General features: G+C 44.0%; 8 protein-coding genes. 3 read left to right on the forward strand and 5 right to left on the reverse strand.

All coding sequences use genetic code 11. The features are described 5' to 3' along the window. Window positions 1–338: 338 nt before the first annotated feature. The 3 genes from L1D50_RS08980 (at window position 339) to L1D50_RS08990 (ending at window position 5,516) form a co-directional block, all read left to right on the forward strand. A complete protein-coding gene (locus L1D50_RS08980) occupies window positions 339–1,940 on the forward strand; it encodes a hypothetical protein (RefSeq protein ID WP_128727978.1) in 1,602 nt (533 codons plus the stop codon). 50 nt (window positions 1,941–1,990) lie between these two features. After that, on the forward strand, window positions 1,991–3,979 hold the full coding sequence (locus L1D50_RS08985; RefSeq protein ID WP_239965912.1) for a hypothetical protein: 1,989 nt from the start codon (window positions 1,991–1,993) through the stop codon (window positions 3,977–3,979). Between the two features lie 91 nt (window positions 3,980–4,070). Next, window positions 4,071–5,516, forward strand: a complete 1,446-nt coding sequence (locus L1D50_RS08990) for a metallophosphoesterase (RefSeq protein WP_239965913.1) — start codon at window positions 4,071–4,073, stop codon at window positions 5,514–5,516. A gap of 252 nt (window positions 5,517–5,768) precedes the next feature. Here the strand turns inward: L1D50_RS08990 and L1D50_RS08995 are convergent, their stop codons facing one another. The 5 genes from L1D50_RS08995 to L1D50_RS09015 all read right to left on the reverse strand — a co-directional run bounded on the left by L1D50_RS08995 (window position 5,769) and on the right by L1D50_RS09015 (window position 10,640). After that, on the reverse strand, window positions 5,769–6,311 hold the full coding sequence (locus L1D50_RS08995; protein WP_128727981.1) for a hypothetical protein: 543 nt from the start codon (window positions 6,309–6,311) through the stop codon (window positions 5,769–5,771). Window positions 6,312–6,323: 12 nt separating this feature from the next. Beyond that, window positions 6,324–6,908: a hypothetical protein gene (locus L1D50_RS09000; protein ID WP_138521706.1), complete on the reverse strand. Its 585-nt coding sequence runs from the start codon at window positions 6,906–6,908 to the stop codon at window positions 6,324–6,326. Between the two features lie 101 nt (window positions 6,909–7,009). After that, entirely contained in the window at window positions 7,010–7,618 is a 609-nt protein-coding gene (locus L1D50_RS09005; protein WP_239965914.1) for a hypothetical protein, read from the reverse strand. A 207-nt stretch (window positions 7,619–7,825) separates the two neighbouring features. Then, window positions 7,826–8,407: a hypothetical protein gene (locus tag L1D50_RS09010; protein WP_128727984.1), complete on the reverse strand. Its 582-nt coding sequence runs from the start codon at window positions 8,405–8,407 to the stop codon at window positions 7,826–7,828. Window positions 8,408–8,513: 106 nt separating this feature from the next. Beyond that, on the reverse strand, window positions 8,514–10,640 hold the full coding sequence (locus L1D50_RS09015; protein ID WP_239965915.1) for a TonB-dependent siderophore receptor: 2,127 nt from the start codon (window positions 10,638–10,640) through the stop codon (window positions 8,514–8,516). Window positions 10,641–10,893: the final 253 nt, after the last annotated feature.

Here is a 10,893-nt window from a genome sequence, read left to right on the forward strand (position 1 = left end):
ATTAGAGTGCGAATGTACTTACGCTGAGACTCCAATAAAGGCGATAGCAAAATCCTGCCTCAAGCGAATATTGATTGCAGCAAAAGTTACGGGGCAATTGGGTAAATTCGGGTAAAAATATAAGCAGACCTTTGATATTTAAGTTTTTATTTACCACAGCTTGATATCAACACTTACCTAACCCAATGCGTCCGTTTAATATCAAAGGTTTTACCCAAGTTGACCCTAACTGGCCCTACAACCTCCTATTCAATCGCTGAAAAAGTTTCCAACATCACAAGGCAAGTTAACAATGCATGAGGCATGTTGACTCAGCACAACGATGAAGGAATAGAAAAATGAAACAGAGAAATTTCACCCCCAAATTAGTCAGCCTAGTTACCAGCACGTTGTTACTGGGTAGTATTTCGCTACAAGCCGCAGAAGAATATGGAGAAATGGCCCCCTCTAAAGTAAGCCCAGAAGCGTGGCAAGCCATTTCAAACTGGTCTCAAGACCGTGTTTCCTTGCTTGAATATATCTCCGACAACGACGAAGAATATGAATTAGACCGCTACGTGGATAGCTTGATCCGCGGCTATCGAGATGGGGAGATGCTTAGCCAAGCAAAAGCTCTAGATCAAAATGTGTTATCAGCATGGGAAAATGCTTTTACCGAGCAAGCGCCTGAAGATAACTTTTTCTTTACTCGATATCTTATTCAATTTAAACCGACGGTATTCGAAAAATGGACTCAACAGCAAAAAATGCCAACGCTCAGCCAACATTTAGAGCGAAATGCATCGCAGCTTTACAGCACTTGGCACAAGGAGTACGCAGCTCCTAAACGTAAAGGGCTCTCGGTACTTGAATACGATAGGACGCTACCGTCAGATACTCTTGCCGAATTAAAAGAATTGCTGACTAAAAAACCCATCTTCGGGCCTAAGTCACAATGCTCATGTCAGATGGTGACCCCTTCAACCAGCACAGGTCAAGTAGTCACTAACTACCCATCAACCCAAACGCCTTGGAGCACATCCACCAGCGATGGTAGTGGTTTTTCTAAGCACCATGCTTATGTCAATACCTCAGCCTACGGCGCCTTTCACTCAGCTAAGGGGAAACGTTGGTCAAAAAATAAAGCGCTCAGTTTCGATAACACCTCAGCCCATAACTCGACAGAGTTCCACGTCAAAATGTTGTGTGCAGACACCGGGGGATTTGCATGTAATCAAAGCAATGCCTGTTCGGGCAATTTAGAAGTCAGAGGCACTTATTCAGCTCGCTACCATGTAACTGGGCAAGCTAAAAAAATCTGGTCAAAAGGTACCAACTCACACGCAACCGACGGCGCAAAATTTGCGGTCGATTTGCCAGGATCTGCACCTGAAGTCATCTTGTTTAATAAAGCCGGTGGCGCAGCCATGGGATACAACACCACATGGAATTTAAACTCCACCATTGGAGTCGTCAAAGCCGCACTTGGCATTACTTCTGCAATCGTTAATGGCAACCCTGGCAGCTTGCTTGACGGTCAATTGGCCGATGCGCTTATCACCAACTTGGCAGGCATGATCACGCGTTCGGGTAATCAAGCCAGTGTTACCACCACAATGCGCGCGCGCTTTGATTCGTCCGACGTCAGTCCTTTTCTGTTGCAACCCAATGAGGTGTATCACTTTACCCTTGATTCAAAAGGTCGGGTACAAGCCAGAGGCTACGGTGGTTATTCGGACAGTCATTACGAATATGGTAGCTCAGGCGCGGTGATGTATGCGGCAAATCACTTTACCTGCGGCAGCAATGTCAATGCTCCAGCACCAACAGGATTATGGTTCTATTCGTCACAATCCGGTCCAGATAGCGACGCGTCGTTACGTAGTGACGTTGAAAACTGGCTCTCTGTCCAGCTCAACAAACCCGTTAATGCAGGCCAACGCCAAGGCATCATTCACTAGGTTTTTGTTAAGGGTGGCTATACGCTGCCCTACTCCAATAAGGAAAGATTATGAATAAGTTCATCGCCACCACGCTTACCTGCTGGGCTTTGTCTTTAAGCGTTAACGCCTCAGCAGAGTCAGAGCACTACGATACATCAACCTTACCGCTATTATTTCACGCAGGACAACAAGGTTATCAAGCCCTTTCACCTTGGTATTCTTTTCAGTATCAGGACCAAAGGATCACCTTACAAACATGCGCAGAAGATGCCTGCAAACAAACGTTGCAATTTCCCCGATTAGAGCAAACCGCACCATTCAATAGCGAGACGTATGAGCCCAGCTATCAAGGTGAAGCTGGAAACATGAAAAAGTTAGAGAGTTACTCTCAACTCCAGCTCGGTTATCTAAAAGAAAACAGACTCTATGCCAGCGGCAATCAACGGCGCTTACTGTTCACGTTACAACTCGCCTCGGGTAAAGCTGAGTTACCCTTTGTATTTAATGATAACTATGACGAATCTCTGGCAAAAGATAAGTCATCCCTTACTCGAAGTTCCCCCTCCTGCGCCAAAGCCTGTAATACCACTTGGCAAGCATTTAGCGTGGATAAATCTGGCCAATATAGTCCGGCTATTTTTGTTCGAGATGAAACCGGAAATTGGCTTATTCAAAGTACTCACGACACCATTCGCATTGAACTTACCACCTTAATCGGACAATATCAGCCACCAGCACTGCGTCATCACCACAATGACACCACACAGTCTAGTTATTCGTTGAATGACGATAGTTTAATTGTTACTCGCCAAGCTGATAGCGTATCTCGCAATATCCTTAATCAAACTCAGGTTTTTGGCCTAAGTGATAAGCATTGGTTGCTGCTTCAAAATACCGACCTCACCCTCACGGATACCCGCTCAAATATACAAGCTAAGCGTCCAATCGCACAACTCGAGCTATCACGCATACTGGCAAGCTACCTTGATAACGATCGCTTATATTTATTAGGGTTATCACCAAGAGACGCTGTGATTAAACCATCGCAGCAAACGATTATGACGCAGTATCCAAAGCTTCATGAAGACGCCCTCGTTGCCACGTCTCTACTAGAATTGGACTTAGGGCTACAGGTTATTTCGGCCACAACGGTATTTATTCCTGACACCGAGTTTGCTGATATTCGCATTACTCGCAATGCGTGGGGAATATTGGTTAGCTCCGGCGAAGTTTCGGCACGTTCAACAACACATGCGTATGAAAGCAACCAATCGGCATCAGCAATGTCTGGCTGTCCGATGATAGCCAGTGGCTATGGTTATGGCTTGCTATGCTGGAAGGCATTAAATAACCCAACACTCACCTATACTCCCAATGCCGCAAGCACAATGATCCCAATGACGGTGGTTGACAACACAACCCCAAATCTAATGAATCAATTAGAGAACAATCAATATGGGATTATTTTTAAAAATGGGGCGACGCCAACCGATCCGGGTGGAGTGTGGACACATCCAGATAATGTTGCCACCAGTAAGGAAGATTTAGGATTGGCTGTGGCCATGTACCATTATCGCTGGGGTTCACCTGTCGCAGCGAATATCGTCTACCCATCAGGAAACCCCGCACATCCTGTGATGTTTAGAAAGGTTAAGTATCAAGCGGCGAATAGCAGTAATTTGCCACACAATGTTTGCAATCATTTTGCTGCCAGCTCAGGTTACCCTGAGTATCAAGCGGCTGATGCTTGTATGACTCAGCCAAGTTTTGGCCTATTTAGCCTCGAAGATCTTACCTTTGACCGTTGGCAAGGAGGAAATTATTATCCGAATCAAACCGTCAGCGGGCAGGATAATTCTTGGTTTCCTTGGTATACCAACTTTGTTGGCGATCCACCGGTAACAGAAATCTTTGAACAGGCCTCGAGTGCTGAAATGCTTGCACGATTGCAATTTAACCTAGCGCAGTTTGGTAAAATCAACCAAGACACCTATGTTAACGGTACGCGCTTTAGTCAAGACACAGTCACCGGCTTCTACCGCTGCAAACACCAATAATCAGCTGAGAAAAAGGATATTCGTATTCAAGACTCGCAAATTGTTAACAATGCATTAAACTTCATTCAACTGTTCAAAAAGGAATGAAGTCATGCGCATCATCATCGCCATTGCGACGCTCAATTTAATTGCTTGTAGCAGCACGTTTGCAGTCCAACAAGCGAATACCAAAGTACTAGGCGCTTACTCAATGTTCGCGCCTTCCACTACTGAAGCCCCAAATATCTACGCACGCGTCGTTGTTGACGGCGTGCTCAGCGACACCAATCAATGCCCAAGCTTGCTCTTTGGTAAAAAATCCACGCCGATGCAGTTGCGAGCAATGCGTCCAGACCAAACACATTTTCCAATCACTGTGTGCGAAGCAAAAATCTCCCCAAACACGGCTTATACCGTCAGTGGTAGCCAATTCTCGTTAGCGCCCGTGACATTCGATCCGAATAAAATTGCGGTTTTTGGCGACACTGGCTGTAAGTCATCAGTTTGCGAAAACAACACTGCCGCCGAACCGTTTAAAACCCTCGCAGAGCAAGGGGCAAAGCAACAACCACAATTGTTGCTCCATATGGGGGATTTCAACTATCGAGGTACCGGAGGTGCGATTTCTGGTGATACCTATGCTTATGATGCAGGCGATGGTGGATATGGCGGTACTAGCTGCGGTCTTAACGATACCTACTACAGTCAAAACGCGTTAAATAGCCCAAGACCAGATACATGGAGCAACTGGCAAGCCGACTTTTTTACCGCAACAACTGATCTTTCAGCAACCGCACCATGGATTTTTGCACGAGGCAATCATGAACTTTGTAGCCGAGCAGGTATTGGCTGGTTTTACTTTTTTGGCCCAGGAGCCAACCTTCCTGATGCCATTGACCAACAGCAATGCCCATCACAGGGGGATTATAACCAACCACCTAAATCTGCAAGCGCTCATATCATTGTGCAAAACTCCTATACCATCAACTTAAAGCCGCTCAGTGTTTGGGTAATGGATAGCGCCAATGCCTGTGATGCCAGTGCAGACAATGGCCTAACAAAAGTCTACCAACAGCAATATCAACGACTTAATGTCAGAAGCGAACTACTCAAAGCCAAACCCATGTGGATTATGAGCCACAGACCCATTTGGGGCGTTGAAGACCCGACAACCAAAGACACATTAAACGTAATGTTGCAAACCGCGCTGAAGAACACTAGACAAGGTAAGTTGCCTGCTCACGTAACTTTATCACTCGCAGGACACATGCATATTTATCAGTCTTCCACCTTTGCAGCCAGTACCGCGCGTCCTCCGCAAATCGTTGTCGGCAATAGCGGCGTCAGCCTTAGTGATACCGATGCCTTTAGCGAATTTGATTATGCACTTGATAGCCAAAACGCAATCGTTAACGAACAAGGTAAGTTCGGCTTTTTATCAATTAAGCTTGGCAAAGATGGCGCGTGGCAAGGAGAGTTTTTGGATGAAAGTGGTGCCGCCTTTTTAACCTGCAGCAGCAAAACTGCAGATAAACAAGCGGTATGTCGCGCGAAATAAGCGCGACTTTTACATCCTAATCACTGACAACTTGAGTTACTCGCCTTGTATCATCGTGTTTTTGATACCAAGCGAGTAGCAGCAAACGCGAGTCTTGAAATAAACATCACTACTGCTAAACCATAAACATGGTTAACACTGAGTAATAGCACGCTCGCGATCAATGTGAATATCGCAAAATGTACCGCATATGAATTATTAAACCGTATTATGTTAGCTTAGGTTTTACTTAATCAGTAACAACGCGCCGAATCATTCGAACTGTTCTAGCGTATGCATAAGACTAAACGGATGTTGTAAAAACTCGGCTTGGTAGGCTTTATTGCGAACACATTCTGGTAGCTGGTTAAACTCCAGCTCCGTTTCAACATAATCGAAATAAACGCTGGAGCTTACCGTGTTTAGCGCATTGACGAACCTTAAGACTTCTGACTGCTTTTGCACCGCTAAATTCGCGGCAACAAGTCTGGCGAATTCGCCATACTCTTCGGCTTCACATTCCCTTTTTTGGTGAATATAAAAATAAGATAAAACGATACCTCGCTGCTGCGAGGTAATATTAAGACTGCGTAATTGCTCTTCTGTAATAGCTCGCTCACTTTCGCAAGCCGCTTTTTTATCACCCAGTTGTGTTACGCTATTTAACAGCTCACTGAGGAGTGCCTTTTGAACTGGTTCAAGTTGTTCGACTGGATACTCAATAGTCGGCGTAAGATCTACTGACATTGTTTCAGCATTCGCTTGTTGTGCGAATACAAGTCCAAACAATATCGAAATGAATAGCTGGCGATTCATCAACTATCTCTTCTATCGCTCGAATCCGTAGATCTGCTCTATGCTTTTAAGATAATTAAAGTTGTTCCGAAGAAAATCCGCCTTTAGTGCGGCCTCTTTTACCGTCTCAGGTAAGGCATTAAACCTCGCTTCAGCTTCAATAAAGTGTGCATAGCGAGAAGAAGACGCAGCATTGATGGCCTCTAAAAAGGTGAAATCACTATGCTGCCCTTTCGTTGCATGATTGACGACAAGTAACTTTGAAAACTCACTAAACTCTGCTGATTCGCACTGGTTTTTGTTGAGACCGTCAAAGTAATGAAGAACTAAGGGGTAGTGCTTCATATTGATTTTTAGCGGGCTCAATTGCGACTTGTTCAACACATTATCAACGTTCTCACATTCCTTGCGCTTACTCTGTAATCGATTATAGCTCTCTATAAGCGCTGACATTGCCTGTCGCTCAAAACCTTCTATTCCAAAATTGTCCAGTAGCGTGTTGAGTTCGCTGGGCTGTACAGGTGGCTTATTAAGTATCTCTTGATAATCGGGTGTAGCAGCCACTGTGCTCACATTTAGCAACAAGCCCGCGACTAAGAATGCTGAGGATAAATTCACTGTAAAATTCCTTTTCAATCATATTATTATAGTTTCTGCAGCATACAGGCCCTGTATTGAATAGACAACGAGCATACAGAGGCATGGCCTGCAGCACTAGTTTATTTCATCACACTGTCAAGCGTAGCAAATAAATTGAAGTTCTTGTTTAAATAGTCAGCGTTAAGAGCTGTTTCTCGAACTTGTTCCGGTAAGAGATTAAACTCGGCTTTAAACTCCCTAAAATCACCATAAAGGCGAGATGATAAAGTGTTCATAGAATTTATTAGCTCAACACTTTTTGGCTCTTTTTGAACAACCAAATTGACCGCAAGCAATCTCAAAAAGTGCTCATACGCTGCTCGCTCACACCGACTTTTGTTTACACTATCGACGTAAAATAACACTGTTACGTAATGTGTTTTGTCAATGCTCAATGCATCCATTTGTTTTACTGTAAGTGTGTTGTCGACAGCTCGACAGCTCATTCTTCTTTTATGTAGCGAGTTATAGCTTGATAATAACTCCATCATCGTCGCGTGCTCACTCGACTTTAAATCAAACTCACTCTGTAAAGAAGTAAACTCCGATTCGCTTAGCGGTAGCTTGTTATACAATTCAGTGTAAGTCATTGAAGTTTTGGCATTAACAATACCCATAGCAGCGACTGATAGTAGCGCTATTACTAAATGCTTTATTAAGCTTCGTGTCCTTTTGATGTCACTTTCCAAAACTCCCTCCTGTTAATGACCGATCTTCAAAATATAGTCGCCGCAATGATAAACCATGTATTTTTGGCGCTAGAACAACACCATTCATCTCAGTTTACGCTAAGTCGCCTTACACGAGGTTATCTTACGAGACGCTACAACAACTTATTCGTGAAACCCAAACAGTATCAAAACGAATAAACGAGATTTCACCACAGACACCTTTAATCACTTAAATGTCAAAACTGGCAATAAGCTTTCAACATAATTAAAGTTGTTGTTTAGAAAATCAGCTTTCAGCGCAGCCTCTTTCACGGGTTTGGGTAAGGTATTGAATGTTTCATCGGCTTCCATGAACTCCTTGTAACTGAGAGAAGGTACTAGGCTCATTAACTTTAGCCTATCGAAGCGTCTTTCATCTTTTAACATTATATAACTGACAGCAAACCTCCGTGAAAAATCACTAAACTCCGCAGATTCACACTGATATTTGTTTAAGTAGTTAAAATAACTGAGTACAGGAAGATAGTAGTCTACCTCAATGTTGAGCGTGCTAAATTGCGAGTTGTTTAGCACAGTCGTAACATTGTTGCATTCTTCGCGTTTGCTGCGCAGTCGACGATTGCTTTCATCTAGCTCAGACATAACCTGCTGCTCGAGAGCTTGCCTATCAACGTCACTCAGTATCGAGGTAAGTTCACCAGTCAGCGGTTTTAGTTGGCTAATCACATATTGATCGTTAGGTGTGGCTGAAGCTGTGCTTATATTTACCAATAAGCCAACGACCAGCAGTAATGGGGATAAACTCATTATAAATTCCTTTTAAATGATGTGTTGCAAGCATACACAACTTACAATAAATAGACAATGAACAACAGCGTGGCCCACCAGCCACGCTTAGTTAGTTTACAGTCTGCTAAAAATCATAGCTGAAACTTAAGCTGTAATTTCTCGGCGCGCCAAAACGATACTGATCAAAGAAGCCAATTTGGCTGTAGTACTTTTCATCGAAGAGGTTTTCTACGTTGAGTTGTAACGCCATATTGTCTGCCAGTGCGTAGTTTGCCATCAAGCTAACCAATGCATAGGCATCTTGCTCTAGCCTATCGTTGCCCGTTACTGAATAAGTGTCATTCTGCCAGTTCACGCCACCACCAATCGTCAACTCAGGTAAAGCATTCACAAATTGGTAAGTCGTATACAACTTAAATTGCTTTCTTGGGTTATCCGTATTCACTTCAACGCCGTTGGCATCTTCTGCTTTGTATTGTGAATAACCCAAATGCACATCAAAACCGTCAGTTAACTGACCCACCACTTCAAATTCGAAGCCTTTACTGGTTGTGCCTTCAGCAGCATATTGCGCGACTGTATTTACCGAACCAGGAACTATGTATCCAACATCATCTTGAGCTAGGTTATCTTGTTCAATTTGGAAAATCGCCAATGTTGTTTGCAGCGTGTCATCTAGATAGGTACTTTTTAGCCCCACTTCGTATGATTTTCCTTTGATTGGATCAAGGAAATCACCATTACGGTCTTGGGCATTTTGCGGCTGGAATATTTCTGTGTAACTTGCATACACTCGCTGCGTTGTCGACAAGTCGTACAAGGCACCAGCGTAAGGTATAAATACACCATTGTCGCCAAAATCAGTGATGACGCCATAGCTTTCGCCTTCGCGCTGCCAGCTCGACAAACGACCACCCGCTATTACTTTAAGTTCATCGCTAGGGTTTAGCCTTGTTGCGGCGTAAAACCCTTTTTGCTCGGTATCCATATCTTGAGCAACTGAGGTTTCTGTGCCCCACGTCGGCTCAGGGAAATTGCCGTCCCACTCGTAAAAATTGCAAACTGGCAAAAAGGCATTATCGAGCGCAGCGAAAGTGAGTGTATCGGCACTTTGCTCACTGTAAAGCGCGCCAGTTACAAAATCATGCTCACGACCGGCGAGTTGATAAAAACCTTTAAGCTGGATATCAAAGCTGTCTTGGTTACTTTCACCTGTACTTTTATAAGGCCAAGAAGCTAAGCCCTCACCTGTTGTTTTATCCAATGTGCCGAATAAATACAGCAGCTCTGTATCTTGCTCGTATTTCAGCTTGTTGTAATTGGCAACCAGTTCCCAGCCATTTGCAAAGTTGTGACTAAAGTTCACAAAAGCATTGGTGCCAGTAGTTTGCCACTCTGTCCAATTTGCAGCCGTGGTTTTTTCGACTTCCCAGTCTGTTTTACTTCCATCGGTAAAGAAAGTAGGTAATGCCCCCCAAGTTGGACTGGTAGGGTCGTTACGTTGATAGCTAGCACCAACGCGGATTGTCGAATGCGTGCTTAAATCCGCTTCTAGTACCCCATAAAGCACGGTACTTTCGTCAGAGAAGAGATCTAAATACGAGTCACCTTCTTCATACTTCGCCACCACTCGTCCACGCACACTGCCATCGTTAGTTAATCCATTGGCAACGTCCACCATCACTTCTTTATTGTTCCAGCTCCCCAAAGAGACGCTAGCAAAACCTGTAAGGTCGGTGCTATTTGCATGTTTGCGTACTAGGTTAATAGAAGCTGAAGGATCGCCTGCGCCGGTCAATAACCCCGTTGCACCACGCACAAACTCCACGCGCTCGTATATCGCAACATCCGCGATGGTTTCGCCTGAATCCCCCGCCAAACTCCATGACAAAGGAACGCCATCAATTTGATAGTTGGTAATGTCAAAGCCACGTGACTGCAACGTATTACGAACATTATCAACCTCTTTCGCTGACACCCCAATCGCATTTAACACGGTGTCGGTCAACGTATCGAGCTTTTGCTCTTTGATCCGTGCAGCGGTAATAACGCTAACAGATTGCGGCGTCTCAAGAAGAGATAACCCTAAGCCAGTTGCGGTGTCTATCACTTCATTGACGGTGTATTTTCCCGTCACGACTATTTTTTCAATTTCTTCATTATCTTGCTGTGCTGCTTGCACCTGTAATACTGACGTGCCGAGCGCTGCCATAACAGCAAATGAGAGCGTTTTGAGAGGCAGAGTGTTCACTGGGTTCATCCTAATATTGTAAAAATTGAAATTATAGTAATGCAGATGATAACCATTAGCAATAACATTAAAATGAGTTACAACCAGTTTCGAACCCGATTTAAGGAACGTCCCCCAAAACAGTAACCACATAATTTAAAACAACTTTCCTATAAAGAAAACAAGCAGTATAAACCGCTAAACGAATAAAACATGCCATTTAACGCACATCCAAATGAATATAATTGCTATTTACACTTTTAAAAAGATATAC

The sequence above is a fragment of the Pseudoalteromonas sp. Isolate6 genome (assembly GCF_022398435.1).
GTDB lineage: Bacteria > Pseudomonadota > Gammaproteobacteria > Enterobacterales > Alteromonadaceae > Pseudoalteromonas > Pseudoalteromonas galatheae.

What these genes read in the sequence shown, in the direction of transcription:
- L1D50_RS08980 (WP_128727978.1), top strand. Translation starts at nt 339, where the DNA reads ATGAAACAGAGAAATTTCACCCCCAAATTAGTCAGCCTAGTTACCAGC.
- L1D50_RS08985 (WP_239965912.1), top strand. Translation starts at nt 1,991, where the DNA reads ATGAATAAGTTCATCGCCACCACGCTTACCTGCTGGGCTTTGTCTTTA.
- L1D50_RS08990 (WP_239965913.1), top strand. Translation starts at nt 4,071, where the DNA reads ATGCGCATCATCATCGCCATTGCGACGCTCAATTTAATTGCTTGTAGC.
- L1D50_RS08995 (WP_128727981.1), bottom strand. Translation starts at nt 6,311, where the DNA reads ATGAATCGCCAGCTATTCATTTCGATATTGTTTGGACTTGTATTCGCA.
- L1D50_RS09010 (WP_128727984.1), bottom strand. Translation starts at nt 8,407, where the DNA reads ATGAGTTTATCCCCATTACTGCTGGTCGTTGGCTTATTGGTAAATATA.